Source organism: Exiguobacterium sp. SH1S1 (assembly GCF_004337245.1).
In the GTDB taxonomy this organism is placed as follows: domain Bacteria; phylum Bacillota; class Bacilli; order Exiguobacteriales; family Exiguobacteriaceae; genus Exiguobacterium; species Exiguobacterium aurantiacum_A.
In genome coordinates, this window is sequence record NZ_SJUZ01000003.1 from 19,055 (window position 1) to 45,369 (window position 26,315).

The following is a 26,315-nucleotide window of genomic DNA, read 5'->3' on the forward strand; positions in this document are numbered from 1 at the left end:
CTTATTTCATGATTTTGAAGGTGCAAGTCGCTCCACGATCGTCTTCACTTGACTGATTCGTTCGTCACGCAAGAGACGATGAACCGCAGGCAAGTGTAGCACCTCCATCGCTTTGAACGCCTCGGCGACATGCTCATTTTCTTCTTCAAGCCGCTCCATCGCATCATTGTATAACAGGTGCGTCGAACGGCCGAACAAGACGATGGTATGTAACTTCGTGCATTTCGAATGGACTGCTTGCAAATGTTTCGTGTAACGTTGCACCGCTTTATGATAATCCTCGTGCGTCGTCAGCGCTTGGCGCTTACCGCGAAGAAGTTCTGGATAAAAAGATTCATCGCCGAGAAACATCGTCTCGACGCCGATCCGTTTCAAATAAGGATGGCCGATCGCCTCTGCCACGGCCGAATCATCGATTAATCGTCCGAACGGGATTGATTCTTCTAACAGAATACGTCCCATCTTCAGTCCGTTGACGCCGTGAAGGGGCAGGCCAAGATCATCGTCTTGCAGTCGATCGATTACAAACAACACTTTCATCTTTCGCTTAAGAGAGAGTTGAACCATATGTCACCATCCTATTCGCTTTCTTTTCATTATAACAAACCACAAAGAAAAACAGGGCGTTGATGTCGCCCTGTTTAAAGTAAGTCAATTTATTCGCGATTGTCATTTTCACGGTCTTGGTTTGATTCAGACGTGTCTGAGTTAGACTGTGATTCGAGCTCGGTCGAAGATTCTTCTTCCGGAGGGGTCTCCTCCGTCGCCGGCTCTTCAGTCGTCTCTCCTTCACCGCCTTCATTGTTCCCATTTCCATTTCCGTTGTTACCATTCCCGTTATTGTTGTCAGTCTCATTCGGTGGTGTTTCTTCAGCCGGCTCTTCTTCTGGAGGCGTCTCTTCCGTTGCCGGTTCTTCCTCTTCTTCAGCCGGTTCTTGACTGCGTTCGACCGTGTATTGCGTTTGGGCCGGGCTCGACTGTTGCTCCCCTACGAGCTGGTTCGAAGCAGTCGCGACGATCGTGAACGTCGTCGTCCCGTTCCGGAGACCCGAAATAGCAATGCTCGTGTCTTCCGTCGTTCCGACGACACGTTCGCTGCCGTCCGGACGTTTCTCCGTCACGGTGAACGAGAGACCTTGATAACCGTCCGCTTCGACCGCTTGACGATTATATGACCACGTCAACGTCCCGCTGTCGGACGGAATGTCATAATTGATCGACGCGCCGGTCGGTGCCGGAAGATTTTTTGGTTCTAAGTCTTTTGGTTTCGTCCCTTTGACGTATAGTTCATTGCCGAGCGATAGCACCGAATCTGGTTGCTGGAAGCGATCCGGACTTCCCGTCGCCTTCGTCACTTCTTGCATCATATAGTCGAAGTAGTACTGGGCGTGGTCCTCAGCAAGCGCATCCTTATCAGCTCCGGGTGCTTTCCCGGTCCAAACCGAGATCGAGTAGTCGGTCGTATAACCCGTGAACCACTTATCGTTTGGATTTTTATCTTTATCGTTCGTCGTCCCGGTCTTCCCGGCGACGTCGTATTGGAAGGGATCAGGCGCATACGTACCAGTTGGTGTGTTGACCACGTCACGGAGCATATCGGTCAACATATAGGCCGTGTAGTCTTCCATCGCCTGCTTCGCTTTGATCGGCGAGTTGATCGTCGATCCGTCGTTGAACTCAATCTTTTGAATCAAGTGCGGCTTCGTGTACATCCCGTTCGCACCGAGCGCCGCATAAGCGGCCGCCATTTGCGTCGTGCTCGCCTCGGCTGTACCGAGAGTGTTCGAAAGCAACAACTCGTCACCCGAGCGGGCCGGCTCGATGCCGACGTTCTCGACGAACGACTCGATCGCCTCTGGACCGAACTCGTCCTGTACTTCCTGGAAAGCGCGGACGGCCGGCGTGTTCCCGGAAATCGTCAAGTAGTAACGCATCGTGTTGGCGCCGCGATACCCCGTGTAATAGTTCTTCGGATTGAATTCGCCTTCATCAAACGGCGCATCCATCAAGATTTTTCCAGTCGACCATTGGGCTTTCTCGATCCCTGGACCGTAATCGAAGAACGGCTTCGCCGTCGACCCGATTTGGCGTTTCTCCCGCGAATAGTCGCGGTAGTTCTTGTCGCCTTGTTCCGCCTGTTGGCTGTCGACGACGGCGACGATTTCACCCGTCTTCGTGTTTAACACGGTCGCTCCCATGCGGAGATCTTTCGGGAACTCACCGTTTGGAATGTTCACGTTATCTGTCTTAATATCTTTATTGAATTTCGCGTGCAGCTCTTTATTGATCGACGTATATACTTTCAAACCCGTCCCGTAAATATCAGACTGCTCTAAGCCGTAGTCTTCTTCGAGCTCCGCTTGCACACGAGCGTAAATCGAACGGGTGTAAGACTCTTCTTCTGTCTGCGCACCCGGCGAGATGACGTCGGCAATCTCGACGTCGAGCGCCTCGTTATACTGTTGTTCTGTGATATGACCGTCCCGCTTCATTGCCGACAGCACTTGCTCTTGACGGTAACGCGTGAGTTCTTGGTCGCCAGCGATCGGATCATAAGCGCTCGGTCGTTGCGGGAGTCCCGCTAAGATAGCCGCTTCTTGATAGTTCACTTCTGACACCGGCTTGTTGAAGTACGTCTTCGAGGCCGCTTGCACACCCCACGCCCCTGAACCGTAGTAGTTCTTGTTCAAGTACATCTCAAGAATCTGTTCTTTCGTGTACTCGCGCTCGAGTTTCACGGCGAGCCACTGCTCTTGCAATTTACGTTTTAATTTCTTGTCGGTCGACAAGAACGACTGTTTGACAAGTTGTTGCGTGATCGTCGAGCCACCTTCAGACCCGAAACCGTCGGTCACGTTCGCGAGCACGGCACCGCCGATGCGGCGCACGTCGATTCCGTTATGCTCATAGAAGCGACGGTCCTCGATCGAGATGACCGCTTGCTGCATCACTTCTGAAATATCGTCGATGGACACGTACTCACGGATCTGGCCGCTTTCTTCAAGCGGTTCACCTTCAGCCGACAGTAGCTGAATCGGATACGTATCGACTAATTTCTCCTCATCGAGCGGCGGTGCGGTCGCAATCGCGTAGGCTGTATAAGCTCCTCCGACGACCACTCCGACGATCAACAACAATCCTATAATAAGTAGGATGCGTCTCCACATCGGTTTCTTTGTTTGTTGTTTTGGTTTTTTCGTTTGTTGCTTTGGCTTTTTCGTCGTATCTTGTCGACGCGCCATCCGACTTCGTTCCATTCACGCTTCACTCCTTCTATTCAATCGAGCCACGCTTCAATCGCCGTCAAATAATCGATGGCTGGAAGGGCTCGTGTTGGAACTTCGATTGCCTCTTGTTCAATATATGCGAGCGGGATCGACTTCCGTCCCGTCTCTCGCTGCTCCCACCAGTGTAATAATTGCTCCGTTGATAACACATATTGCGTATTATAGCGGCTAAACCGGATGATGACAAAACAAATCCCTCCGTGACGCTCACACTCGCGCATGTGATTGATTTGATGGTCATGAAAGTTTCCGAGCGGGAACGACGTTTTATTGTTCGTCTCTTTCGCTTCAAAATCAATGTATTTCCCGCGATAGACCCCGTTGTAGTCGGTCGTCGAGGCTTGCTTAAAATACGCCTCGGTCACTTTGGCCGCGCTCCGTTTCGGGTAATCGACTTTGACGATTTGAAGTGGAGTCGGTTTTTTATGAATGACCGCTTTTCCGTGGAGTCGATAAAACTCGTTCGTATCGTTCAGAAGCGTCTCTAAATTCATGCCTCGATTCGCATACGTTGGCGGACTGGACTTTGCCGGCATCTCGGCCGCTCTCGGTTTCTTCCCGTTTGGATAATGGAACAATGTCGTCACCCCTAATTACTAGTTTAACAGGTTGATCCACTCGTTCCTTCCGTCTGAAGTCTGATTGTCGAGTTATGTCGCTCGACTCCTCCGTGGATTTTCCGCAATCCATATCGTACCAAACTCCCGTATGTTAAACTAGTGTGTAGTGCATTGTGTATTCAAATTGACACGACCTTGTTATTGTGTCATTGAATACTTTTCTACAATAGGTCCTCTACTTATTAACCGAAATGTGAACAGGCTAAACGCTGATTGACGAGACTTTAAAAAAGTAAGCGATCGAGAGCGTTTCGCGAGGACTGGAAATAAACTAGGCGGCTTAGAATCCATATCCCTAAGCCCTGTTGGAGGAGTAAGATGGAGACACAAAAGAAGTATGTCATGTTCGTCGACGAGACAGGTACACCAAAAGGCAACACCCAGTTCAACTTGACCGGGGTATTGATGGAATACAAGTATGCGATTGACGCCGATGAGGCCGGAATGCCGTGCGAATTGAAGCGACGCTTACAAGCGTTCAAGCGAGATGTCTTCAAAACGGAAAATATCCCACTGCATTTAAAAGAAATTTTAAAGGCCGAGCACCCATATGGAAAAGACGATGGGATCACAATCGATATGCTCCGTGATTTTTGGAACAAACTCCCAGACTTCTTGCGCGATATCAATTGCACGATCGTCAGTGTCGAGGTCGATAAACAGAAGCTTCACGATTTCTACTCGACGCCGAAAGACCCTTATGTCGTCGCTTTCGCCCATTTGATGAAATCGTTTTATGCATTTTTGGAAGAGACGGAAGCTGTCAGCGCCCGTGTCGTCCTCGAGTCGCGCGACGATTATCAGAACCTGCTCATTCAAAAAGCATTTTTCGATATCTTCAATTCCGGGACGGTCCATCTCGACGTCGAGAAGAGCCGACAAAAAATCAAAGGGTTCATCTTCTCAGAGAAACAAAGCACGATCTATCAATCTGGTCTTGAAATCGCTGACCTCGTCTGCCTGCCGCTCTCGCGCGTGCGCCGCGGCGTGATCGAAGTGAAACCACGGTTCGTCCATTATGGGGATGAAAACCGAATCTTCAAAGCCATCAAGGACAAGATTTACATTCGTAAAGACAGTCCAGACCAAGATTTCCGCAACTGGGGCTTCAAAAAAGTCCCGATCACGAAAAAACGTCGCGAATGGAGCGACCATCCCTGGAACCATTAAAAATCGCCTCGTAGCCATCTACGAGGCGATTTTTTTATGAATTCGTCGCTTGTTGCGACTTCATCCTCTTCTTGCCTTCGCGGCACATATGCAAGAGCGGGCACGTCTCGCAGCCGGGCCGTTGTGCCTTGCAGTGATACCGTCCGAAAAAGATGAACTGGTGGTGGAGCTGCGACCAGTCTTCACGGGGAAACTTCTTCATGAGCGTGTCTTCGACTTGACGGACGTTGTCTTTCCAACGGCAGATGCCGAGCCGTTTGGACACACGCTCGACGTGGGTATCGACCGCGAACGCCGGTTCATGAAAGGCGACCGACAACACGACGTTCGCCGTCTTGCGCCCGACTCCAGGCAGCGCCTCGAGTGATTCCCGGTCGTCCGGGACGATCCCTCCGTGCAGATCAAGAATTCGCATCGACAGCGCTTTGACGTTTTTGGCCTTGTTTCGAAACAGACCGATTCGTTTAATGAGCGACTCGATTTCCGCTACGTCAGCCGCAGCCATCGCCTCGACCGTCGGGAACGCCTCGAACAGTCCAGGCGTCACTTGGTTGACGAGCGCGTCCGTCGCCTGCGCGGACAGCGCCACGGCGACGACGAGTTCGAACGGGTTGCGGTGGGTCAGCTCACAATGGGCGTCCGGGAACATTTGCCGCATCGTCTCCGAGATTTCGTTCAATTGAGCTCTCGTCAACATCACTTTTTCCTCCGTTGATACTCGACCAAGTCTTCAAGTGACTCGACTTTATGGTCTTGCCAGACGCTCAAGATTTTATCCATGTACTTGAAGTTCCGGACGTTACGCAGTTTCGCCTCGCGGAGCGCGGCCAAGATGAGTTCTTCACTGAAACCGTCTTCGGTCAACCAGCCGACGATTTGCTCGATCTCAAACGGCGTGATTGTCCCGAACTCCCGCTCGAACGTATGGATAAGGTTCTCGTTTAGCGACTGCGTATTTTTTTCAGGGGCGCCGTCTTCTTCGAGTGCTTGGAAAAGAGGGAGCAGACTGTAACGCTCCACTTCCGCCGACGCATCGATGGCGACGAGCTCTTTTTGCAGCAGCCCGAGCAGAACAGAGCGTGCCTCGCTCTCGGGAACGTTCATCCGGTCGCCGAGCTCGCTCGGAAGCGGCATCTCGATGCCTTCTCCCGTCAACTCCAACAAGTGGACGACGAGACAAAACTCGACCGGGTTGAGATTGAGACGACGTGCATCGGTGAACAGCTTCCTCGGAACGACGACCGGACTTTGTTCAAACAGCTTGATCAGATTATGTGCATCCATGTCGCACATCCTTTCTAGACAAATCAATCGGGGAAGACAATTAGTCATCCCCGATTGGCGATTATGGGTGAATTCGGTTCAATAGACGTGGGAACGGAATCGCTTCACGGATGTGTTCGATTCCGCTGATCCAAGCGACGGTCCGCTCAAGACCGAGCCCGAAGCCCGAGTGTGGGACCGAGCCGTACTTACGCAACTCAAGATACCAGTCATACGCATCGGTCTCATCCAGTCCTTCTTTGACGATCTCTTCTTTCAAGCGGTCGTAGTCGTCTTCACGCTGCGAACCGCCGATGATCTCGCCGTAACCTTCAGGTGCGATCAAATCGGCACAAAGGACGAGTTCAGGGTTCTCTGGATCGACTTTCATGTAGAACGGCTTGATTTCTTTCGGCCAATGGGTGATGAACACCGGCAAATCATGCGCGTTGGCGATCGCCGTCTCGTGCGGCGCCCCGAAGTCATCCCCGTACTCGATGTCATCGAAGCCTTCTTCTTTCAAGAACTTGATCGCGTCCGTATAACGAATACGTGGGAACGGCGCTTGAACTTTTTCAAGTTTCTCCAAGTCGCGTCCGAGCAACTCAAGCTCGTTCCGGCAATGGTCAAGCGCTGACTTCGCGATGTACGATACGTAACGCTCTTGCAGATCAAGACTCATATCATGGTCGAAGAATGCCATCTCCGGCTCGATCATCCAAAACTCGATCAAGTGGCGACGTGTCTTCGATTTTTCAGCGCGGAACGTCGGACCGAACGAGAACACTTTTCCGAGCGCCATCGCTGCGGCTTCCATATATAACTGACCTGTTTGCGACAAGTAGGCCGGCTGACCGAAGTAGTCCGTCTCGAACAACTCCGTCGTTCCTTCCGGCGCGCTCGACGTGATGATCGGCGGATCGATCTTGACGAATCCTTCTTGGTTATAGAACTCGTATGTGGCCCGGATCAATTCGTTCCGGACTTTCATGATCGCGTGCTGGCGACGCGACCGGAGCCAGAGGTGACGGTTGTCCATCAAGAACTCCGTCCCGTGTTCTTTCGGCGTGATCGGATAGTCGATCGATTCCGAGATGACTTCCATCGCTGTCACTTCGAGTTCGAAGCCGAGCGGCGTCCGGCCGCCATCCGATTTGACGTTACCCGTCACCCAGACTGACGTCTCTTGCGTCACGCCTTTTGCGAGGGCGAACAGTTCTTCCGCGACTTCTGCTTTGACGACGACGGCTTGGGCGAACCCGCTCCCGTCCCGGAGTTGAAGGAAGGCGATTTTACCACTCGAACGTTTGTTGGCGATCCAGGCACCGACCCGGACCGATTGTCCTTCATAATCTTTAAATTGGCTAATTGAAATAGTTGTCATGTTCATATCCATCCTTTCGCTTATCGAGCGCTACTCTTGATAAAGTTTTCCACTCGATCGAGCGCTTCTAGTACTCGCTTCAATTCTGTTGCATAAGACAAGCGGACGTAATCATCCTGCCCAAAGCCCGATCCCGGCACGAGCGCGACGAATGCTTCACCGAGCACTGCTTCGCACCATGCGTCGACCGAGTCGTAGCCGCTCATCGACGCGGCTTGTTTGGCGTTGGCGTATAAGTAGAATGCCCCTTGCGGTTTCAGGCACGTGATGCCTGGTATGTTGATCAATCTCTCATAGACGATCTCAAGACGCTCTTCAAATGAGACCCGCATCATCTCGACATCATCTTGCGAGCCGTTGTACGCCTCGACGGCCGCCGCTTGGGCGATCGACGTCGGATTCGACGTCGAGTGCGATGCGAGGTTCGTCATCGCTTCGATGATCGTCTTGTCTCCGATCGCGTACCCGATGCGCCACCCGGTCATCGCATGTGACTTCGAGACCCCGTTGATGATGATCGTCCGCTCACGCATGTCAGGAAGCGTGGCAATCGAGACGAACTCGCTATCACCATAGATGAGCTTCTCATAGATTTCGTCACTGACGACGAGCAGGTCGTGGCGCTTGACGACTTCGGCGAGTGCGACCAACTCTGACTCCGTATAGATCATACCGGTCGGGTTGGACGGGCTGTTCAAGATGACCGCTTTCGTCCGGTCTGTGATGGCGGCTTCAAGTGACTCTGGCGTCAGTTTGAACGTCGTCGCCTCGGTCGTCTCCACATAGACCGGGACACCGTCGGCAAGTTTCACTTGTTCCGGATAACTCACCCAATACGGGACCGGGATGATGACTTCATCACCTTCGTCGAGAATCGCTTGGAACAAGGCGTATAACGCATGTTTCGCCCCTGAGGCGACCATGACCTCGTTACGCTCGAACGTGAGGTCGCTGTCGCGTTTCGTCTTCTCGATGATGGCATCTTTTAAAGCGACCGTTCCGCCTGAAGGCGTATACTTCGTATCGCCGTCACGTGCAGCCTTGCATGCGGCCTCAATAATTCGTTCAGGCGTATTGAAGTCCGGCTCACCGGCCCCGAGTCCGATGACGTCTTGTCCCGAAGCTTTCAATGCTTTCGCTTTCGCCGTGATCGCGAGCGTCGTCGAAGGTGTTAACTGTTTTACACGTCTTGCCAATAGATGTTCCATCGATATCCTCCTCTAATCTCGTTCAGTTCGAATCCGCCAGTTGGACCCGTCTTATAAAGTCTCCGGTTTGAAGCGTGTAATAGGAATACGTATACGTCGCCCCTGATTTCGTCACGACTTCGATGAGCGCCCGCTCGTCAAACCCGTACTTACAACTGACGAGCGTACCACCGGTCTCCTCGAGCGAATCGGCACAGACTTTATCTAAGTCGACCGACTCGATCTCACGCGTCTCGATCGGTTGCTTACTGTCGACCGGCACGAACAGGACGCGGTCCGTCTCCTCGAAGACGACGTACGGTTCCGTCCCGTTAAAGAGCTCAGCCCGTTCGATCCGGACCGTCGGCTGTTCGGCCTCAAGACGATCGCGCGCTTCCGCGATCATGTTTTGTTTTGTCCGTTCCGTATGACCGACCGTGAACCAATAAATCCCACTAAACACGATGACGACACCGATGAGTGCCGTCATAAGAGCAACCACTACTTTTGTCTTCCGCGTCATTCTGTCCGATAGATGGTGAACACCATCTCTTCTTTCTTCGGATCATTCACTTTTTTCTCTAGTGCAAGACCGAACATCAAATCTTGGCTCTTCAGTGTACGATTCAATAGGTCGACGATTTTGTACACGTCTGCCGTCGGCTCGATCCGAACGGTCGCGAGCGTCTCAATATTCGAATTCATGTTTACTCCTCCTTCAAAACACTATACCCATCATTATAAAGCGATAATTTCACGCTGCCTAGCGTTATCTCTGATTTCCTAGAGTCGTCTCTTCTTTCTCATCTAAAAACAGTTCGAGCTCGGCCAGTGACGTCTCGAGCGATCCTTCGATCCGGTCGACAGCCGGTAGACTATTGAGAAACTGTTTCCCGTAACGCGTCGTCTCGACACGGCGGTCGAAGACGAAGATGGCGCCGTAATCCTCTTTCGAGCGAATGAGGCGACCGACGCCTTGTTTGAAGCGGATGACCGCTTGCGGAAGTGACAGTTCGAAAAACGACGACTTCCCGGTCGCTTCAATTTTTTCGGACCGCGCCTGAATGACCGGTTGGTCGGGCGGGGCGAACGGGAGACGCACGATGACGAGGCAGGTGAGCGCTTCGCCCGGGATATCGACCCCTTCCCAGAAGCTGGCCGTCCCGAACAAAATCGACTGATCGATTCGTTTGAACTGCTTCGTCAAACGGCTGCGCGAGCCGCCGCTGACGCCTTGGGCAAGCAACGTATACGCGTCGTCTAGCTGATGTCTCACCGCCTCGTGCGTCAAACGTAACAGCTCGTTCGACGTGAACAAGACGAGCATGCGTCCTTTCGTCACGTTGGCAATCCGGGCAATCGAAGCGGCGATTTGATCGACGAAATGCGGTAACGGCACTTCGTTGATCAACGGGATGTCTGACGGGACGAACAATTTCGCCTGTTTCTTGAAGTCAAACGGCGAAGCGAGGACGACCCGTCTCACGTCCTGCCCGTCGAGACCGAGCCTGCGCTCGATAAAGCCGAACCGACCGGACACGGTCATCGTCGCCGACGTCAAAATCGTCGGCCGTTTCGCAAACAAGCGCTCATGGAGCAACGGTCCGATTTCGACCGGTTGCGTATAGACCGAGGTCAATTTGCGGTTGGCCAAGTTCAACTCGACCCAACTGACAGCGTCATCGTCGCGGGTGAGCATCGTTTCATACAGCACGCTCTCAATCTCTCGCACGTCACCGATGAACGCCTTCAAGTCACCGATCACGGCGCGTTGCTTGAACGTCATATGCTCTTTATGCTCATCGAGAAGACGAAGCATCTGCCGGAGCGACATCCGAAGCGTCCGTAAACGGTTCTCAAGCCGCTTCGCCACTTCACGGATCGGTCGGAACACGTCACCTTCCCGTTCGAAGCGAACGGTTTGCCGTTGATCTTTTTTCTTGCCGAGCGACTGGAGCGCCGTCAACAGGTCGTCTAGTTCGACATCGACTTGGGCTAACGCCTGGTCGGTCTCTTTACTGAACGCTTCCGTCTCTTCGGACACGGACGTCAAGTCGGCAAGTTGCAGCAGCCGGGAATGGAACTTTCCGTCGGCCCCGTAGCCGAACCATTTGAATAAGCGATCGAACTGGATCGCGTCGAACGTGACGCCGAAATGATACGAGGCGACCTCTTCGACTTGGTGCGCCTCGTCCAAGATGAGCGGCGTGTCGGTCGGGAGAATCCCGGCCTGATGCTGCAGATCCGAGAAGAGCAACGCGTGATTCGTGACGATAATGTCCGCCTCTTTCGAACGCAGGACGGCCCGCGTGAAGAAGTCACGGCTATACCAAGGATCGAAGCGGCCGAAGTCCGTTGCCGCGTCGGCTTGAATGAGCCGTTTGAACGAAGCCGGTCCTTGTGTCGCTGCTCCAGGGAGTGACAACTCTTCCAAGTCCCCTGTCTCCGTCTCGGTCAACCAGACGAGCACCATCGCCTTGCACATCGCCGAGAGCATCCCGTCATTCGTCTCCTCGAGCACCATCTCAAACTTCCGGAGATCGATATAGTTGCGTCTTCCTTTCAAAAGCGTGAACTCGATTTCCGGGAAAATAGCTTTTAAGATCGGCAAGTCCCGGTTGAGCAGCTGTTCTTGTAATTGGATCGTATGCGTGCTGACGACGACCGGGCGTTTCGTCTCAAGGGCGTGATGCGCGCTCGGGATCAAGTAGGCTAACGTCTTGCCTGTGCCGGTCCCGGCCTCGATGAGAAGCGTCGCCTCATCGTCGAGCGCCTTATAGACGTGCCGCATCATCTCGAATTGACTTTGTCTCGGTTCGAATTGGTCGAACAGTGACGGAAGCGTCTCTTCGATCGTCCGATGAAGAAACGGTTCGAACGGTTCGCGCTCGATCGCCGGCTCAAACGAATCAGTCAGGCGACGGAGTGCGATTTTCCGGTGGATATCGTACGTCGTCTCGTCATCTGGCCGAATACCGATCTCGACGATGAGATCATCGAGCAACGGCTCGATGTTGCTCGTCCACGACTCGGACAGACGGCGCAACTGTTTTAGTGTCACGACCGGTAGCGTCCGCAGACGATCGAGTTGTTGAATAAACAACTCCGCGGTCGCCTCGGCGTCGCTGAGGGCGCGGTGCGCGTCCGTGTGCACCAAGTCGAACGTGTCGGCGAGTGACTCGAGCGCGTGGCTTTCAAGTGTCGGATACAAGATGCGCGCGAGTTCGACCGTATCGATGGCCCGCCCTTGGAAAGGTAAATATCCTGCCAGTTCTAAACTCTCATTTAAAAAATTCAAATCAAACGAAACGTTGTGGGCAACGAACACTCGCCCATCTAACATCTTCCAAATATCAGGGATAACGTCTTCAAACGCCGGAGCAGACGCCACATCCTGATCTGTTATCGTCGTCAACTGCGTGATAAAAGGAGGGATTGGACGACTCGGTCGAATCAACGTACTGTAGCGCTCAATCACTTCACTACCTTGTACGACCACCGCCGCGAATTCAATCAGTTCATCGCCGGATTTGACGGAATGACCGGTCGTCTCTAAATCCACTATCACATAAGTGTCCATAACATCCATCCCATCTTCGGCACGCTCGTGCTTTCTGTCTCTTTCTGTCTGTCTCATCTTACCATAGAACGATGCACGAAAAAACGGGGTTGCCTCTAAGGGCATCCCCGCTCTGTTCATAGAATCGTATGTGCGATTTCTTCGTACAACAGTTGATCGACTTCGTTGCGATCGTTCAACACCGCAACTTTCGGACGATGCGATCTCGCCTCTTCAGCCGTCATCTGACCGTAGGCCATGATGATGACGACATCGCCGACTTGGAAATGGCGGGCCGCTGCCCCGTTTAGGCAGATGACGCCTGAACCGCGCTCACCCTTGATGACGTATGTCTCAATGCGGGCGCCGTTATGGTTGTTCGTGATGTGGACGTGCTCATTTTCCATAATCCCGACCGCGTCCATCAAATCCTCATCGATCGTAATCGAGCCGACGTAGTGTAAATTCGCCTCGGTCACGGTCGCCTTGTGTAGCTTGGCGTGCATAAATGTTCGAATCATTTGATTCACCCTCTCTTCCAAATCGTATTATCAATCAAGCGGGCGCGTTCAAACTGCACCGCCACTGCAATCAACAGTTCTGTCGACGAGTCTGTCACTTGCGAAAGCGTCGGATAGTCGACTAGTTCGACATAGTCGATCGTACTGTTCGGGATTGCCGACAGCCGTTCGACGAGTCGTTCTTGTACCGACGTGATCGCGTCCCCTTCAGTCAACGCGTCACGCGCCTCGATGAGTGCTCGATTGATGTCGCTCGCGTCAATCCGTTCCGTTTCAGACAAGTAGACGTTACGCGACGACTTGGCGAGTCCCGAGTCCTCACGAATGATCGGACAGCGGATAATCTCGACCGGCACGAAATAGTCCCGGACGTATCCCTCGATCAGTGCGACTTGTTGGGCGTCCTTCAAGCCGAAGTAAGCACGCGTCGGCCGCACCAAGTTGAACAGTTTTGAGACGACCGTCAACACACCGTCAAAATGACCGGGCCGGCTGGCGCCGCATAAGACGTCGGCTCCGGTACGCACCGTCACGCGCGCCATATCGAGCGGATACATCGTCGCGGTATCCGGATAAAATAGTACGTCTACCCCCGCTTCTCGCGCCAACTGTTCGTCCCGTTCAAAATCTCTCGGATAACGATCGAGGTCTTCATTCGGCCCAAATTGGGTCGGATTGACGAAGATGCTCATGACGACGCGATCATTCTCGCGTTTGGCCGCCTCGACGAGACTCAAGTGTCCTTCATGCAGGTAACCCATCGTCGGCACAAAGCCGACGGTCAACCCGTCGGACAGAGTTTCACGTAACGACATCGGATCGGTGACGATCCTCATGCTTTGCCACCGTACAACGTGTCGAGCAGCGTCTCGTCCATCGTGAACGTGTGGCGTTCGAGCGGGAACGAGCCGTCTTTCGTCGCTTGGACGTAAGAGCCGATGGCACTCGTCGCGACCGCGTTCACGTCGGCGTACGCCTCGACAAATTTCGGGAGACGGTCGACGCCATACTTCAAGACGTCGTGATAGACGAGCACCTGCCCATCGACGTCGGCACCGGCACCAATCCCGATGACCGGGATGTGAAGCGCTTCGGCGATTTTTTTAGCGAGTTGATGCGGCACACACTCGAGAACGAGCATTTTCGCCCCGACCCGTTCGGCCTCGAGGCTGTCGTTGATCAGTTGCTCGGCATCCTCAAGCGACTTCCCTTGGACTTTATAGCCTTCGAGCACGCCGACCGATTGTGGCGTGAGCCCTAGATGGGCGACACACGGCATGCCGACTTTCGTCAATCGTTCGATCGTCTCGAGCACTTCGCCCGCCCCTTCAAGTTTGATGGCGTCGGCATGTCCGTCTTGGAACAATGTCGCCGCCGCTTGAAGCGTTCGGTCGAAATCACCGTGATACGTCGCGAACGGCATATCGACGACGACGAACGTGTCCTTCGCCCCGCGGCGCACCGCTTTGGCATGGTGGACCATATCATGAATCGTCACCGGGATCGTCGAGTCGTAACCGAGCACGACCATTCCTAGTGAGTCTCCGACAAGAATGATGTCCACTCCCGCCGCTTCGGCCAGTTTCGCCGACGGATAATCGTAAGCGGTCAACATGACCAACTTCTCTTCTTGCTTCATCTTTTTCAATAATGAAGTCATCGTATGCATATGTTCTCCTCCTAAATGTGGAGACAGGAAAGGAAAAACGCCTTCTTACACGATTGGCAAGAAGGCGCACGAAAACGAACTCAAGGTTGAGTGTCCTTCTGTCCCTGTCAAAATGATCAAGGCAGACAATTAACTAAAACGACGGTCTGCAATTCCGGTACACTTCTTGCGATAGCGTCCGACACGTTCATTATAGACCACGAATACGTTTCCATCAATCATTCCAGACTGCGATTTCAGCGGAATAGATGGCTTCGACGGCACCATGACGCTCGAGCAGGAGCGCCCCCTGTTCTGAGATGCCGCGCATGATACCGCGTTTAGACTCCCCCGAGGCGGTCAACGTCACTTCTTCATTCAAATAAGCGGCGTGCTCTAGCCAGTTGTCGCGGACCGGGCCGAACCCGGATTCGAGCAACGCGTCATATTCGGTCTCGAGCTCGGCCAATAGATCGGCGAGCACTTCACTGCGTCGTAATGCGACGCCCGTCTCCAATTTGATCGACGTCGCCCGGTGAACCAGGTCAGTCGGGATCGACTCCGTATTGACGTTCAATCCGAAGCCGAGGATGACGGCTTGGATGCGGTCGCCTTCAGTTTGCATCTCGGTCAAAATCCCGCCGATCTTCTTCCCGTTCACGAGAAGGTCGTTCGGCCATTTGATAAATGCCGGGACGCCTTGTTGCCTTAGCGACCGGGCGAAAGCGCTCGCCGCCATGAGCGTCAGCTTCGACGCTTCCCGAATCGGCAGCGCCGGACGAAGGATGATACTAGCCGCGATATTGACGTGGCTCGGGTTGTGCCAACTGCGCCCAAGTTGGCCGCGCCCTGCCGTCTGTTCTTCGCTGATGACGAGCGTCCCCTCAAGCGCCCCTTTTTGGGCGAGTTCGTGGGCGATGCGCTGCGTCGTGTCGACTTGGTCGTAGGCGTAGACGTGTTGCCCGAACCGGCCGTGCCGGAACGAGACGAACGCCGGTTCATCGAGCCGGTCCGTCCGTCCGAACAGTTGATACCCTTTACGCGGGATCGTTTCGATGTCGTAACCGTCTTGTTTTAACGTCTCGATGTGTTTCCAAATGGCGGTACGTGAAATATTTAATTGGCGGGCCAATTCCTGTCCGCTCCACACCGCCCCGTCTTGGAGCAAGTTTAAGACCTTTCCTCTCGTTGAAGCCACATGACCGCCTCCTCTCGTAACGTTTGTTCCTCGTTAGCTAACTCGCCGAGGACGACGCGCCGTTCGAGGTCGGCGAGCAAGTGCTTGATCCGTGCGCCGCTCGCCCCGACCTGTAGCGCATCGCGACCGTCGAACCGGAGCTCCCGCCGTGACTGGATCGGGAGCACACGTTTTAAGGCGTCGGACGATTCCGTGCTCCCGGTCATCCGCAAATACGTCTCGAGCGTCGCTTGAGACGTCTCATATACAGTGAGCGTATCGAGCCCGGAGTCGAACAGGTTGGCTAATACGCCCGCCTCCCGCTTCAAGGCGTTCGAACGCTTCCATGGCGAGAGCCAACGGATGTCTCCGGCGTGATAGACGAATAGCGCCCAGCCTCCGACCGCGTTGATCGGTGCCCGTCTGTCGGCGACGACACGATGGACGAGCTGTTTGGACACGTCCGGTAAGTACTGATGGATGCCGAGCTCGACAAGGTCGGTCAGCGCCCGGCGGTAAGCAGGGCCCGTCATCAACTTCTCGAACTCGATGGCGATGCGTTCCATCGCGATGTCTTGTAATTTGTGGCCGAGCGTCCGCGCCGCGTTCCGCACATCATCAGCGAGCGTGAAGTCGAGCTGGGACATGAACCGAAACGCACGCATGATCCGGAGCGCGTCTTCGTTGAAGCGTTCATACGGGCTCCCGACGGTACGGATGATCCGCGCCTCGAGGTCAAGCCGGCCGCCGAACAAGTCGACGACGTTGCCGTCATGGAACGCCATCGCGTTCATCGTGAAGTCGCGGCGCAACATGTCCTCTTCGAGCGTGACGCCGAGCGAGACGTGGTCGGGGCGTCGCGAGTCCGAATACGTCCCTTCCGAACGGAACGTCGTCACCTCGAACGGATGATGATCGAGGATGACCGTGACCGTCCCATGATCGATTCCGGTCGGGACCGATTTCGGGAACAGTTTCATGACGTCTTCCGGGAACAACGACGTCGCGATATCGATGTCGTCGGGAAGCGTGCCGCGCACGTAGTCACGAACGGCACCGCCGACGATGTACGCCTCGCCCCCGTGGTCGTTGATTTTTTTTATGATTTGTTTCGCATACTCCCATTCTGTCATCGGCGCACCACCTGTTCGTATAGTCGTTCATATTGCGTGACGATGTCTTTAGACGCGAACTGTCTCGCTTTCACGAGACCGCCGGCACGCAGTTTCGCATGGAGCGCATCGTCGAGCAAGATCGCTTCGAGCGCGGTCGTGGCCGCTGTGACGTCGCCGCGCGCGACGACAAAACCGTCCACTCCGTCCGTGATCACTTCCGGCAAGCCCCCGGCATCGCTGACGACCGATGGGACGCCTGTCGCTAACGCCTCGAGAGCGACGAGACCGAACGCCTCTTTGTCCGACAACAGAAGATGGACGTCGCTGATCGACAACAACGCCGCGACTTGCTCTTGTTTCCCGGCGAAGATGACACTGTCTTCGAGCGCCATCTCGCTCACAAGTCGACGCATCGCCCCCATGAGCGGTCCGTCACCGACGAGGAGCAACTTCTTGCCCGGGACGCTCATCCGCTGGAACGCCTCGAGCACGAGGTCGATCCGCTTCACTTGTCGGAAGTTCGAGATATGGATGACGACGCGGTCGGCTGCTGACAAGCCGTAACGTTCACGGAGCGACGGCTCGGCTTGCGGCTGATAAACCGATTCGTCGATAAAGTTATGGATGACATCGATCTCAAGGCCTGCATCGATCCGCTCAAGCGTCTCGCGCTTCAAACTGTCGGACACGGCCGTGATCGCGTCCGACTGACGTAAACCGTACAGGATCGCCGGTTTCAACTCTTCATCTTCCCCGAGCACCGTAATATCGGTGCCGTGGAGCGTCGAGACGATCGGCGTCTTACTCTCGGCCATCTCGCGTCCGAGCGCGGCACAAACCGCATGGGGCACCGCATAGTGCGCGTGGATGACGTCGAGGCCGAACGCACGGATGACGCTCGCGATCTTCGAGGCGAGCGTCATATCGTACGGCGGATAGCGGAACACCGAGTACTGGTTGATCTCGACTTGGTGGAACGTGATGTTCGGATGATACGCATTCAACCGGAACGGGATGCTCGACGTGATGAAATGGACGTCGTGCCCCCGGTCGGCGAGTTTCATCCCGAGCTCGGTCGCGAGGATGCCTGAACCTCCGACCGACGGATAACAGAGGACTCCGATACGTAGCTTCATGCGAGCTCACCCGCCTGCGTGACGACGTATGGTTTGACGGTCATGAGCCCTTCGGCGTAGTCCGTGCCGATCAAGCTACCGAAGTGACGGTCGCGCGCGACGACGCGGTCGACGTACGCATCGGTCAATGGTGTGTCGACGCCGTCAACTGGTGTGAATTGACTTGCGTATGACGTCAACGCGTCCACTTTTTTATCGAGCGTCGCCGTGATGTCGATGCAGACGTCCGGTCGCACGTGGGCGTTGATCATGTATTGATAGACGCTGTCCGGACGGTAAGCCGGGACGTCGGACATATATTTGCGAATCCCGGCGTTGAACAGCGCCTCTTCGACGAGACGGGCGCACGCCCCGTGGTCGGGATGGCGGTCGACGCCGTACGGATAGAGCAGATGCGTCGGTCGTTCGGTCCGGATCAAGCGGACGAGCGTTTCAATTTGGTCGGCTGTCCCGAGCAGGCCACGGTCAGGGAAACCGAGATTGATGCGACGGACGCCGAGAATTCTATCGGCTGTTGCCGCTTCCTGTGCCCGCGTGACGACATCGCCGTTCGACGACAGTTCGGCCCGCGTCAAATCGACGTACAGGACTGGGATGCGATCACCCGTCCACTGGGCCGTCATGCCGGCGATGCCGATTTCGATATCGTCCGGATGGGCCCCGATTGCTACTATTTTCATAAAAAATCACCTCTTCTGTGAAAAGTATATCGGACTCACTGGCGAATGTCATATGTTCAGGGTAGGCAATCCACAGGTTTTTCGAGTACGCTTATGGATGGGAGGTGAACCACATGACGGTACAATTACCGATTCGGTTTCGCAATATATTCTTTATTCTCATCGGTTCATTCATTTTTGCATTCGGCGTGTTTCATTTTAACGTCCAAAACAACTTGGCCGAAGGCGGTTTCACCGGGATCACGTTGATTCTGCGCGGCTTGTTCGGTTGGTCGCCATCGATCACGAACTTGGCGCTCAATCTGCCGCTCTTCTTCGTCAGCTACAAGCTGCTCGGGCGGACGACGTTCATCTATACGCTCGTCGGGACGTTCAGCTTTTCGCTCTGGTATGGGCTGATCGCCAAGTACTCGAACCTCGTCATCGATTTGACCGATGACATGGTGCTCGCGAGTTTATTCGCCGGTCTGTTCATCGGCGTCGGTCTCGGCATCATTTTCAACAACGGCGGGACGACCGGGGGCATCGATATTATCGCTCGCCTCGTCCAACGTTACGTCGGTTGGTCGATCGGCAAGACGTTCCTCGTGTTCGACTTTTTCGTCATCGTCCTCAGTTTGACGTATCTCGACATCCGCGAGGCGATGTATACGCTCCTTGCCGTCTATATCGGCGCCCGCGTCATCGATTCGATGCAGGAAGGCACATATGCCGGTAAGGCCGCGATGATTATCAGCGACCACCGGACCGCCATCGCCGACGGCATCCACGCGACGATGAACCGCGGGACGACCCGTCTGCTCGCGAAAGGCGGCTATTCGAATAAAGAGCTCGAAGTGATTTACGTCGTCGTCGGACGCAACGAGGTCAACCGCCTCAAGACGATCGTCAAACAGATCGACCCGCACGCTTTCGTCACGTTCCATCACGTATACGAAGTCGGCGGCGAAGGATTCACGTTCGACGAGAATCGCGTCCCGCTCAAATAAAAAAGACGAACACATCCCTAATTTGGAGATGTGTTCGTCTTTTTTGTGCGGACGCCCTCTCTATCGTTCGATCCGTTTAATTTCAAAGTAAAGGGCACCGCCCGGCGAATCGATACTAGCCGTCTCCCCGACTCGTTTTCCGATCAAGCCGCTTCCGAGCGGGGACGAGACCGAGATCGTCCCGTTCGCCAAATCAGCCTCGAGCTCACCGACGATCCGATACGTCTCGTCCTCACCGTCCGGCAGTTCCCGGATCCATACCTCCACTCCGAAACCGACGCGATCCGTTGGCGCATCATCCTCGATCATCGCGTCGGCAAGCACGCGCTCGAGTTCAACAATTTTCGCCTCGATGCGCTCTTGTTCCCGGATCGCCTCAAAGTACGTCACGTCTTCTCTAAAGTCACAAAATTTGCGCGCCATCTTCACTCGTTCGAGCGCCTCGCTCCGACCGCTTCCGCGGAGCGACTCGAGCTGTTCGATGAGACGAAGACGGCCTGACTTCGTCAACTGTGGTTTTGCCATACAATTCCCCTCCTCATACAAAAAAATCCCGTCAGTCGACGGGATCGATTCTATTCATCGCGTGGCATAAAGACGATCAGTGCGAGACGGATCAGTTCGGCAACCGCGACAAGTGTCGCTGCGACATAAGTCCAAGCAGCCGCGTTCAACACTTTACGGGCACCTGACTCTTCCGTCGCGGTCACGATCCCGTGGCTCGTCAGTTCGGCCATGGCGCGTTTCGAGGCGTCAAATTCGACCGGGAGCGTGACGAGTTGGAACAAGACCGCCCCGAGCATCATGACGACACCGAGCTGGGCAAGTCCCATCGCACCTAAGAGGAAACCTCCTATGAGCAGCGGGAACGACAAGTTTGACGTGATGTTCACGACCGGCACGAGCCGATGGCGGACACGCATCATCTTATAGTCCGTCGCGTCTTGGACGACGTGACCGATCTCATGGGCCGCAATCGCTGCCGACGAAATCGTTGATCCTTGATACACTTCGCGCGACAAGCGGACGACTTTATGTGTCGGGTCGTAATGGTCACTCATCAAACCGTCGACCATCTCGATGCGGACATCGTGCACACCGTTTTGTTTCATGATGAAGTCAGCGACTTGAGCGCCGGTGACACCGCTTTGAAGTGGTTGTTGTAAAAACTTTTTGTACGTACTTTTCACTCGCATCTGGGCCCATAACGGGATGAGCATGATCAGCGCGAGATAGAAAATATAGCCACCTAATGACATTTTCTATATCACCTCTGCGTATATTTGATATCTCGATTTTACATTCTTATGAACTTATTATCAAGCGAAGCGCGCAGGATGAGTCGGTATCCCACAAAAAAACATATTCCCGTCAACCAGAACGACCCGTAGCCGATCCACATAATATGCTCGGCGAGCGACGGATAACGCGGCCATTGTCCGAGCACGTAGTCGACGACGTCGTTATGGATGACCCAGATGAGCGTCAAGACGAACGATGACACGGTCCAACGCATGAACGGGGCGTATAGAAACGCCTGGACCGCCATCGCACCGTGAGACAGCATGAGCATGACGGCCATGAGCACGATGAACGTGTCCGCGTCGTCTCCTAGCTTCATGAGGAACAAGACGTTCATGACGACGGCCCAGACCCCGTATTTGACGAGTGTGATGAAGGCGAGTGTCTCGATGAGCGGTGAGCTTTTCTTGAGCAGCCACAGCGCCAGGACGATTGTGAAAAATAGTGACGCCGTCGGGCTGTCCGGTACGAACGGCCAATAGATGAGCGGCGTGTCGCGAAGCTGTGGTTCATACCAGACGTATCCGTAAATCGTGCCGAGCAGATTGACGATGAAGAGGAATGTTAAAACGGCTTTATGTTTTAGAAAGGGAAGCCACAGCGTATAGTTCATGAAATCATTCCGTCCTTTTTTTCTTTATTGTAGCTTGCGTGACCGATAAGTAAAAGAGTGTAGCCCATAGGGGACTACACTCGATTGCTTACTGGTTATTTTCGCCGCCTTCACCGTATGAGGCGAGGAACTCGGACATGGCTTGGAGGTCTTCATCCGAACCGTCCCACTGACCGGCCGGCATCGTGCCGACACCGTTGACCGCGATCTCCGCGATCTCTTCAGCCGTGTAGGCCGTTCCGATGAGTCCTGGAGCTGCCGCCCCGCCCTCGAGGTTTTGACCGTGGCAGTTCACACAAGACTGGGCTGCATAAATCTCATAGCCAGGTGCGGCTGTATCGATTTCCGGACCTTCACCCGGTACGACTAAGATTCCTTGCTCATGAACTTGATCCCAATGCGTCGTTTGAACAGATTCCCACGTCAAGTACATGATCGAGAGAATCCCGAGCAGCATGAAGCTGATCGCGACCGGTCGTTTGGCCGGCCTGCGCTCGATTCCTTGGTCGAGCCACGGTGCGATCAAGAGCGCCGTGAACGCGACCCCAGGCAAGATGACCGTTCCAAGAAGGATCCAGTCCCCCGCCGCGAATTGATACTTGAGCAATTGATACAAGAACAAGAAATACCAGTCCGGTAACGGAATGTATGACGTGTTCGTTGGATCGGCGATGTTTTGGAGCGGTGCTGCCTCGACGATCGTCAAGGCGATGAATCCGATCAAGAAGACCGAACCGACCATCCACTCTTTAAGCAAGAAGTTCGGCCAGAACGCTTCTGTGCGTCCTGGATATTCAGAATAGTCTTTTGCAATATTTTGTTTCCGATTCCCGATTCCTACTCGAGAGTCGGTTACAAATTTCATCCCTTTACCGCGATGCATATCGTTTCTCCTCCTTTTTGTCTTCGAATCGGCTTATAGCGGTCCAGATATTCCTTGTTTACGAATCATCAGGAAGTGGGCTCCGAGGAGTCCGAACAAGGCCGCCGGTAAGAAGAAGACGTGAATGGCGAAGAAGTTCGTGAGCGTCCGTGCCCCGACGATCTCACCACCGGCGAGAAGGGTCTTGGCGATTCCACCAATGACAGGAACACTTTCGGCAATTTGAAGCGTAACTTTCGTTGCGAACAACGCTTTCATATCCCAAGGTAACAAGTAACCTGTAAGACCGAGCGCCAAGACGACGAAGAACAAGAGGACTCCGACGACCCAGTTGAGTTCGCGTGGTTTCTTATACGACCCGGTGAAGAACACGCGGAGCGTGTGTAAGAACAACATGACGATCGCGACCGATGCGCCCCAATGGTGCATCCCACGAACGATTTGTCCGTGTGCGATTTCGTTCTGTAAGTAATACACCGATGCGTGGGCATTGATGATATCTGGAACGTAGTACATCGTCAAGAACATCCCTGACAGAATTTGAATCACGACCGTGAAAAATGTCAGACCGCCGAAGCAATAAACAAATGCTGAAAAGTGATGGGCAGGGTTGACGTGTTCCGGTACTTCATGGTCAGCGATGTCGCGCCATAACGGCGTGATGTCGACGCGTTCATCGACCCAATCATAAATTTTTTGTAACATCGACTATTTCCCCCTCTCACAACTGTGCGACTGGACTGCCCAAGTATAGGAAGCCGTCTTTTTCTTCTTTTTCATAGCGTGCCAGCGGTGATGTCGGAGGTGTACCCGGAATGTTCGTTCCGTCTTTTTCGTAACGCCCGAAGTGACACGGACAGAAAAATTCTGACGGTCTTGTCGGATCTCCACCATAACCTACTTGACAGCCAAGATGCGTACAGATAGGAGAGAGTGCGATTACTTCACCGTTCTCGTCTTTGAACACCCATGCTGAAAGTGTTTCTTCAAATTCATACCAAGCGTCTTGCGTTTGTTTTTTAAAGTCGACACGTTGCGGCTCAGTCGTGATGTCGTCAAGACTCATGACCTTCACTTTGTCGCCCGCACCCGATTTTTTCAAGACCGGATCGATCGCAAAGTTGACCATCGGACTGATCAATGTTGCCGCCATAAAGCCACCTACACCAGTTAACGTATACGTTAAGAACTGACGGCGCGTGACTTTTGACCCATTTTGAGCCATTTGGTTCCCCCCTCATTCGTGTGCATAACCCCATAATTCTTTATGCATTCTTCACAAAAATTTCTCACTCACCAAAATAGTATATCAATAAAACCTCTACGTCAACCGCTTCATGTCGCCATCCAACGGCCCGAAAGCTCTGTAATGACTTGCGTCGCAAAATTTTGGACCATCGTGTGCGACTGCTCCCCCGACATGCCTTTCAAGGCAAGCGGCGGAACGAATATGACCGGTAACTCGAACGCTTTGAAGCGAACGTCTGAAGAGATGAACAACACGTGGGCAAACCCGGCCGTCGTTGCTTTTGTCATGACTGCGCATGCAAATTCGTACCCGGCCTCGACATCGAGATAGCTAAGCGTCGGATTCAGCATCGTCCGTCCAGACAGCTGTCGTTCGGTTTCAAGCGCCACCGCTTGGACGACCTCGTAGCTTTCGGCTTTACGCACCATCTCCTCATCAAACGCCAGTTCGACGAGTGGGACGATGAGCGTATCGACGTATTGGCGTTCGGTCAGCGATTTCAACGCATCCATGCCATCGAACCTCATCTTCCTCCTCCTCTCTTTAGAAGACATACATCATCATGTCCATTGTAGCGTACCTACATTCGCTTCCTCTCGAAAGTTATGAACGAAATGTGAAATTATTGTGTATTCCTACGTCATTAATATACCAAAAAACAAGCGCTTTCCATAACGGAAGCGCTTGTTTTTCCTAAAATAATTTCGATGCTCTCACTTGATGAAGTTTGCTCGTCAAATTACGAAACAGCTTCTCGTCCCGGCGATCAAGCGCCTCGTCGATCTCGACGAGCAGACGCTCTTCCTCGAACTGGGCGACCGATGCTCGAATGACCGTCTGGGCCGAGTTCGTCACTTCGTCTTTAATCTCGGCGACAGGCTCAAACGGATTGAGCTCGACGATGTCGATCCAACTCTCATCAATCATCATCCCTTGAAAGTTTAGTTCGACATAAATCGTCCCGTCGTGGAGCCGAATGTCATGGTACGCCTTTTCCGGATTGACCGTGATGAGGTCACCTCGTCGGTAACGGAACGGTTCCCCTTCGAAGCCGTACGCCGTCATGACGAGGCTGCGCGGTGAAACCGAGGCGTTCGTCACGAAATGAACGTTCCCAAGTTTTTCAGGATGTCTAAGCCAATAATCAATGATCCATTTGGCCTCTCGCTTACGAAGCGTATGATGAGCGAGGAATCGCTTTAAAAAATTCTTTTTCCGCTCGACCATATGACCCCATCTCCTTTATATTGATTAATCGCGATCCGTCAACAAGTCGATCCGCTCTTCGAGAATTTGGCGGTCGATCATATCCACGGTGAGCGCAAGCGTTTGCTCGAGCACACGCTGCGCCTTGTCACGCTGTCCTTCTTCTACCAATAGTGTAGCCCATTCAGTCGAAAATGACACGTCCTCTTTATAAACTTGTTCGATCGATGTGTATAGATTGACGGCCTGCTCATAGTCCTCGAGTTCATAGGCGGCTTTCGCCTTGTACCACGTCATGAGCGTCGACGTCGAGTGCTCCTCGAGCGCATCGATCGTCTCGAGCACGGCTTCCATGTCTCCCGCTTCGAACAAGATTGACAACAGCAGTTCGGTCGCTTGAAGCGATTCCGGGTTCAAGGCGAGCGCTTCGCGGAGTTCATTGACCGCTTCGTCTGTGCGCCCTTGCTTCAAGAACAGCTTCGCTTTGACAGTGCGCAGCTCATCGTTATAGTCGTCACGGTCGATCCCTTGATCGATCACTTCGAGCGCTTCATCGATGCGACCGAGTTCCTCGAGTGCTTCCGTATACGGCAAGTAAAGCGATGTAAAGTCAGGGTCCATCAAGCGGAGCTCTTCGAACTGTTTGATGGCGACCTCATCACGTCCGATGCGGTGGGCCGTCATCGCATGTCCGAACACGGTGTTCAGATTGCGGTTCTCTGTCTTCTCGAATTCATCGAGCGCTTCTTCAAACGAGCCGATCATCGTCAGTGCTTCAGCGTAATCGGCTTGATAATCGAGTTCTTCGGGTAATCGCAAGTGCGGTAAGCGCGCATAGAGCGGTACCGCCTGTTCAAACGAACCGATCGAGGCGTATAGTTCGGCCAGCCCATAGACGAGCAGCGGCTCGTCCGGATTCGCCTGTAACGCTTCCATCAATTTCTTGACCGCGACTTCGTCAAGTCCTTGCGATTGATACAAATCAGCTAATAAGACGAGACTTCTCATGTGCGCCTCTTTGTCGCTCGCATCGATCGTTTCAAGGACGGCGATCGCTTCTTCTTCCCGGTCGCTGTCGAGATACGCTTCAGCGAGCGACAGCGCCACGTGCGGGTTGCCCGCGTAGTCGACATACAGTGCTGCTAGTAAATTCACAGCCCGGTCGGCGAGGCCCAGTTCGAGATATAGGTCGGCAATCGCCAACCGATCTTCGTCCGAACCTTCTGTCTCAAGCGCTTCAAGGTGCGCCAAGGCGTGCTCGGTCTCACCTTTTTCGAGCATCTCGATTATATGGTTTAATACTGATTCGTCTAACATAATTAATTT

General features: G+C 53.7%; 28 protein-coding genes. 2 read left to right on the top strand and 26 right to left on the bottom strand.

Translation table 11 applies throughout. The features are described 5' to 3' along the window. Window positions 1-6 precede the first annotated feature (6 nt). The 3 genes from EVJ23_RS07770 to recU form a co-directional block, all read right to left on the bottom strand. On the bottom strand, window positions 7-567 hold the full coding sequence (locus EVJ23_RS07770; RefSeq protein WP_233589592.1) for a hypothetical protein: 561 nt from the start codon (window positions 565-567) through the stop codon (window positions 7-9). A gap of 89 nt (window positions 568-656) precedes the next feature. Then, the gene (locus EVJ23_RS07775) at window positions 657-3,257 is read right to left on the bottom strand and encodes a transglycosylase domain-containing protein (protein ID WP_131465216.1); all 2,601 of its coding nucleotides are present in this window, start codon (window positions 3,255-3,257) and stop codon (window positions 657-659) included. A gap of 20 nt (window positions 3,258-3,277) precedes the next feature. Beyond that, complete coding sequence (gene recU, locus EVJ23_RS07780; protein WP_083273961.1) at window positions 3,278-3,874, bottom strand: Holliday junction resolvase RecU; 597 nt, start codon at window positions 3,872-3,874, stop codon at window positions 3,278-3,280. 351 nt (window positions 3,875-4,225) lie between these two features. On the opposite strand from recU, the gene EVJ23_RS07785 reads away from it, so the two are divergent. Then, window positions 4,226-5,077, top strand: coding sequence for a DUF3800 domain-containing protein (locus tag EVJ23_RS07785; RefSeq protein ID WP_083273962.1), 852 nt, complete (start codon window positions 4,226-4,228; stop codon window positions 5,075-5,077). 34 nt (window positions 5,078-5,111) lie between these two features. Here EVJ23_RS07785 and nth read toward each other — a convergent pair whose 3' ends face one another. From nth to bshB1, 14 genes are all read right to left on the bottom strand, one after another. Then, window positions 5,112-5,774 carry an endonuclease III gene (gene nth / locus EVJ23_RS07790; RefSeq protein WP_131465218.1) on the bottom strand — a complete coding sequence of 221 codons (663 nt, stop codon included), beginning with the start codon at window positions 5,772-5,774 and terminating at the stop codon, window positions 5,112-5,114. Beyond that, complete coding sequence (locus tag EVJ23_RS07795; RefSeq protein WP_070327409.1) at window positions 5,774-6,361, bottom strand: DnaD domain-containing protein; 588 nt, start codon at window positions 6,359-6,361, stop codon at window positions 5,774-5,776. Before EVJ23_RS07795 ends, nth begins: the two co-directional genes overlap by 1 nt. Before the next feature lie 61 nt (window positions 6,362-6,422). Further along, window positions 6,423-7,724, bottom strand: coding sequence for an asparagine--tRNA ligase (asnS, locus tag EVJ23_RS07800; protein ID WP_070327410.1), 1,302 nt, complete (start codon window positions 7,722-7,724; stop codon window positions 6,423-6,425). 20 nt (window positions 7,725-7,744) lie between these two features. Next, window positions 7,745-8,932 (bottom strand): pyridoxal phosphate-dependent aminotransferase, encoded by a 1,188-nt coding sequence (locus tag EVJ23_RS07805; RefSeq protein ID WP_070327411.1) that lies wholly within the window; start codon window positions 8,930-8,932, stop codon window positions 7,745-7,747. Window positions 8,933-8,954: 22 nt separating this feature from the next. After that, complete coding sequence (locus tag EVJ23_RS07810; protein ID WP_070327412.1) at window positions 8,955-9,434, bottom strand: hypothetical protein; 480 nt, start codon at window positions 9,432-9,434, stop codon at window positions 8,955-8,957. Continuing rightward, the gene (locus EVJ23_RS07815; protein ID WP_016509977.1) at window positions 9,431-9,616 is read right to left on the bottom strand and encodes a YpmA family protein; all 186 of its coding nucleotides are present in this window, start codon (window positions 9,614-9,616) and stop codon (window positions 9,431-9,433) included. The genes EVJ23_RS07810 and EVJ23_RS07815 overlap by 4 nt, the downstream gene beginning before the upstream one ends. Window positions 9,617-9,680: 64 nt before the next feature. Then, window positions 9,681-12,491 carry an ATP-dependent DNA helicase DinG gene (gene dinG, locus EVJ23_RS07820; RefSeq protein ID WP_131465363.1) on the bottom strand — a complete coding sequence of 937 codons (2,811 nt, stop codon included), beginning with the start codon at window positions 12,489-12,491 and terminating at the stop codon, window positions 9,681-9,683. Between the two features lie 116 nt (window positions 12,492-12,607). Then, window positions 12,608-12,991 (bottom strand): aspartate 1-decarboxylase, encoded by a 384-nt coding sequence (panD, locus tag EVJ23_RS07825; protein WP_070327414.1) that lies wholly within the window; start codon window positions 12,989-12,991, stop codon window positions 12,608-12,610. Window positions 12,992-12,996: 5 nt separating this feature from the next. Next, entirely contained in the window at window positions 12,997-13,827 is an 831-nt protein-coding gene (gene panC, locus EVJ23_RS07830; protein WP_070327415.1) for a pantoate--beta-alanine ligase, read from the bottom strand. Next, window positions 13,824-14,660, bottom strand: a complete 837-nt coding sequence (gene panB, locus EVJ23_RS07835) for a 3-methyl-2-oxobutanoate hydroxymethyltransferase (RefSeq protein WP_070327416.1) — start codon at window positions 14,658-14,660, stop codon at window positions 13,824-13,826. The genes panC and panB overlap by 4 nt, the downstream gene beginning before the upstream one ends. Before the next feature lie 214 nt (window positions 14,661-14,874). After that, window positions 14,875-15,837, bottom strand: a complete 963-nt coding sequence (locus EVJ23_RS07840; RefSeq protein ID WP_131465220.1) for a biotin--[acetyl-CoA-carboxylase] ligase — start codon at window positions 15,835-15,837, stop codon at window positions 14,875-14,877. Continuing rightward, a complete protein-coding gene (locus tag EVJ23_RS07845; protein ID WP_131465222.1) occupies window positions 15,810-16,949 on the bottom strand; it encodes a CCA tRNA nucleotidyltransferase in 1,140 nt (379 codons plus the stop codon). Before EVJ23_RS07845 ends, EVJ23_RS07840 begins: the two co-directional genes overlap by 28 nt. After that, window positions 16,946-18,067, bottom strand: a complete 1,122-nt coding sequence (gene bshA / locus EVJ23_RS07850; RefSeq protein ID WP_131465224.1) for an N-acetyl-alpha-D-glucosaminyl L-malate synthase BshA — start codon at window positions 18,065-18,067, stop codon at window positions 16,946-16,948. The genes EVJ23_RS07845 and bshA overlap by 4 nt, the downstream gene beginning before the upstream one ends. After that, window positions 18,064-18,747, bottom strand: a complete 684-nt coding sequence (gene bshB1 / locus EVJ23_RS07855; RefSeq protein WP_131465226.1) for a bacillithiol biosynthesis deacetylase BshB1 — start codon at window positions 18,745-18,747, stop codon at window positions 18,064-18,066. The genes bshA and bshB1 overlap by 4 nt, the downstream gene beginning before the upstream one ends. A gap of 113 nt (window positions 18,748-18,860) precedes the next feature. On the opposite strand from bshB1, the gene EVJ23_RS07860 reads away from it, so the two are divergent. Further along, window positions 18,861-19,736, top strand: coding sequence for a YitT family protein (locus EVJ23_RS07860; RefSeq protein WP_016509982.1), 876 nt, complete (start codon window positions 18,861-18,863; stop codon window positions 19,734-19,736). Window positions 19,737-19,796: 60 nt separating this feature from the next. Here the strand turns inward: EVJ23_RS07860 and EVJ23_RS07865 are convergent, their stop codons facing one another. The 9 genes from EVJ23_RS07865 to EVJ23_RS07905 all read right to left on the bottom strand — a co-directional run bounded on the left by EVJ23_RS07865 (window position 19,797) and on the right by EVJ23_RS07905 (window position 26,306). Further along, window positions 19,797-20,261 carry a GreA/GreB family elongation factor gene (locus EVJ23_RS07865; RefSeq protein WP_131465228.1) on the bottom strand — a complete coding sequence of 155 codons (465 nt, stop codon included), beginning with the start codon at window positions 20,259-20,261 and terminating at the stop codon, window positions 19,797-19,799. A gap of 50 nt (window positions 20,262-20,311) precedes the next feature. Beyond that, a complete protein-coding gene (locus tag EVJ23_RS07870) occupies window positions 20,312-20,995 on the bottom strand; it encodes a zinc metallopeptidase (RefSeq protein WP_070327422.1) in 684 nt (227 codons plus the stop codon). Window positions 20,996-21,033: 38 nt separating this feature from the next. Further along, complete coding sequence (locus tag EVJ23_RS07875) at window positions 21,034-21,651, bottom strand: DUF1405 domain-containing protein (protein WP_131465230.1); 618 nt, start codon at window positions 21,649-21,651, stop codon at window positions 21,034-21,036. An 88-nt stretch (window positions 21,652-21,739) separates the two neighbouring features. Further along, window positions 21,740-22,534 (bottom strand): menaquinol-cytochrome c reductase cytochrome b/c subunit, encoded by a 795-nt coding sequence (locus EVJ23_RS07880; protein WP_070327424.1) that lies wholly within the window; start codon window positions 22,532-22,534, stop codon window positions 21,740-21,742. A gap of 33 nt (window positions 22,535-22,567) precedes the next feature. Beyond that, a complete protein-coding gene (gene qcrB, locus EVJ23_RS07885) occupies window positions 22,568-23,239 on the bottom strand; it encodes a menaquinol-cytochrome c reductase cytochrome b subunit (protein WP_016509980.1) in 672 nt (223 codons plus the stop codon). A 16-nt stretch (window positions 23,240-23,255) separates the two neighbouring features. Next, a complete protein-coding gene (locus tag EVJ23_RS07890) occupies window positions 23,256-23,759 on the bottom strand; it encodes a QcrA and Rieske domain-containing protein (protein ID WP_131465232.1) in 504 nt (167 codons plus the stop codon). A gap of 110 nt (window positions 23,760-23,869) precedes the next feature. Beyond that, window positions 23,870-24,310 carry a DUF2487 family protein gene (locus tag EVJ23_RS07895; RefSeq protein ID WP_236633388.1) on the bottom strand — a complete coding sequence of 147 codons (441 nt, stop codon included), beginning with the start codon at window positions 24,308-24,310 and terminating at the stop codon, window positions 23,870-23,872. Window positions 24,311-24,476: 166 nt separating this feature from the next. Continuing rightward, complete coding sequence (locus EVJ23_RS07900) at window positions 24,477-25,010, bottom strand: ReoY family proteolytic degradation factor (RefSeq protein WP_016509965.1); 534 nt, start codon at window positions 25,008-25,010, stop codon at window positions 24,477-24,479. A gap of 24 nt (window positions 25,011-25,034) precedes the next feature. Beyond that, window positions 25,035-26,306, bottom strand: a complete 1,272-nt coding sequence (locus EVJ23_RS07905; RefSeq protein ID WP_070327427.1) for a tetratricopeptide repeat protein — start codon at window positions 26,304-26,306, stop codon at window positions 25,035-25,037. Window positions 26,307-26,315 lie beyond the last annotated feature (9 nt).

What these genes read in the sequence shown, in the direction of transcription:
- EVJ23_RS07770 (WP_233589592.1), bottom strand. Translation starts at nt 567, where the DNA reads ATGGTTCAACTCTCTCTTAAGCGAAAGATGAAAGTGTTGTTTGTAATC.
- EVJ23_RS07775 (WP_131465216.1), bottom strand. Translation starts at nt 3,257, where the DNA reads ATGGAACGAAGTCGGATGGCGCGTCGACAAGATACGACGAAAAAGCCA.
- EVJ23_RS07785 (WP_083273962.1), top strand. Translation starts at nt 4,226, where the DNA reads ATGGAGACACAAAAGAAGTATGTCATGTTCGTCGACGAGACAGGTACA.
- nth (WP_131465218.1), bottom strand. Translation starts at nt 5,774, where the DNA reads ATGTTGACGAGAGCTCAATTGAACGAAATCTCGGAGACGATGCGGCAA.
- EVJ23_RS07795 (WP_070327409.1), bottom strand. Translation starts at nt 6,361, where the DNA reads ATGGATGCACATAATCTGATCAAGCTGTTTGAACAAAGTCCGGTCGTC.
- asnS (WP_070327410.1), bottom strand. Translation starts at nt 7,724, where the DNA reads ATGACAACTATTTCAATTAGCCAATTTAAAGATTATGAAGGACAATCG.
- EVJ23_RS07805 (WP_070327411.1), bottom strand. Translation starts at nt 8,932, where the DNA reads ATGGAACATCTATTGGCAAGACGTGTAAAACAGTTAACACCTTCGACG.
- EVJ23_RS07810 (WP_070327412.1), bottom strand. Translation starts at nt 9,434, where the DNA reads ATGACGCGGAAGACAAAAGTAGTGGTTGCTCTTATGACGGCACTCATC.
- EVJ23_RS07815 (WP_016509977.1), bottom strand. Translation starts at nt 9,616, where the DNA reads ATGAATTCGAATATTGAGACGCTCGCGACCGTTCGGATCGAGCCGACG.
- dinG (WP_131465363.1), bottom strand. Translation starts at nt 12,491, where the DNA reads ATGGACACTTATGTGATAGTGGATTTAGAGACGACCGGTCATTCCGTC.
- panD (WP_070327414.1), bottom strand. Translation starts at nt 12,991, where the DNA reads ATGATTCGAACATTTATGCACGCCAAGCTACACAAGGCGACCGTGACC.
- panC (WP_070327415.1), bottom strand. Translation starts at nt 13,827, where the DNA reads ATGAGGATCGTCACCGATCCGATGTCGTTACGTGAAACTCTGTCCGAC.
- panB (WP_070327416.1), bottom strand. Translation starts at nt 14,660, where the DNA reads ATGCATACGATGACTTCATTATTGAAAAAGATGAAGCAAGAAGAGAAG.
- EVJ23_RS07845 (WP_131465222.1), bottom strand. Translation starts at nt 16,949, where the DNA reads ATGACAGAATGGGAGTATGCGAAACAAATCATAAAAAAAATCAACGAC.
- bshA (WP_131465224.1), bottom strand. Translation starts at nt 18,067, where the DNA reads ATGAAGCTACGTATCGGAGTCCTCTGTTATCCGTCGGTCGGAGGTTCA.
- bshB1 (WP_131465226.1), bottom strand. Translation starts at nt 18,747, where the DNA reads ATGAAAATAGTAGCAATCGGGGCCCATCCGGACGATATCGAAATCGGC.
- EVJ23_RS07860 (WP_016509982.1), top strand. Translation starts at nt 18,861, where the DNA reads ATGACGGTACAATTACCGATTCGGTTTCGCAATATATTCTTTATTCTC.
- EVJ23_RS07865 (WP_131465228.1), bottom strand. Translation starts at nt 20,261, where the DNA reads ATGGCAAAACCACAGTTGACGAAGTCAGGCCGTCTTCGTCTCATCGAA.
- EVJ23_RS07870 (WP_070327422.1), bottom strand. Translation starts at nt 20,995, where the DNA reads ATGTCATTAGGTGGCTATATTTTCTATCTCGCGCTGATCATGCTCATC.
- EVJ23_RS07875 (WP_131465230.1), bottom strand. Translation starts at nt 21,651, where the DNA reads ATGAACTATACGCTGTGGCTTCCCTTTCTAAAACATAAAGCCGTTTTA.
- EVJ23_RS07880 (WP_070327424.1), bottom strand. Translation starts at nt 22,534, where the DNA reads ATGCATCGCGGTAAAGGGATGAAATTTGTAACCGACTCTCGAGTAGGA.
- qcrB (WP_016509980.1), bottom strand. Translation starts at nt 23,239, where the DNA reads ATGTTACAAAAAATTTATGATTGGGTCGATGAACGCGTCGACATCACG.
- EVJ23_RS07890 (WP_131465232.1), bottom strand. Translation starts at nt 23,759, where the DNA reads ATGGCTCAAAATGGGTCAAAAGTCACGCGCCGTCAGTTCTTAACGTAT.
- EVJ23_RS07895 (WP_236633388.1), bottom strand. Translation starts at nt 24,310, where the DNA reads ATGAGGTTCGATGGCATGGATGCGTTGAAATCGCTGACCGAACGCCAA.
- EVJ23_RS07900 (WP_016509965.1), bottom strand. Translation starts at nt 25,010, where the DNA reads ATGGTCGAGCGGAAAAAGAATTTTTTAAAGCGATTCCTCGCTCATCAT.
- EVJ23_RS07905 (WP_070327427.1), bottom strand. Translation starts at nt 26,306, where the DNA reads ATGTTAGACGAATCAGTATTAAACCATATAATCGAGATGCTCGAAAAA.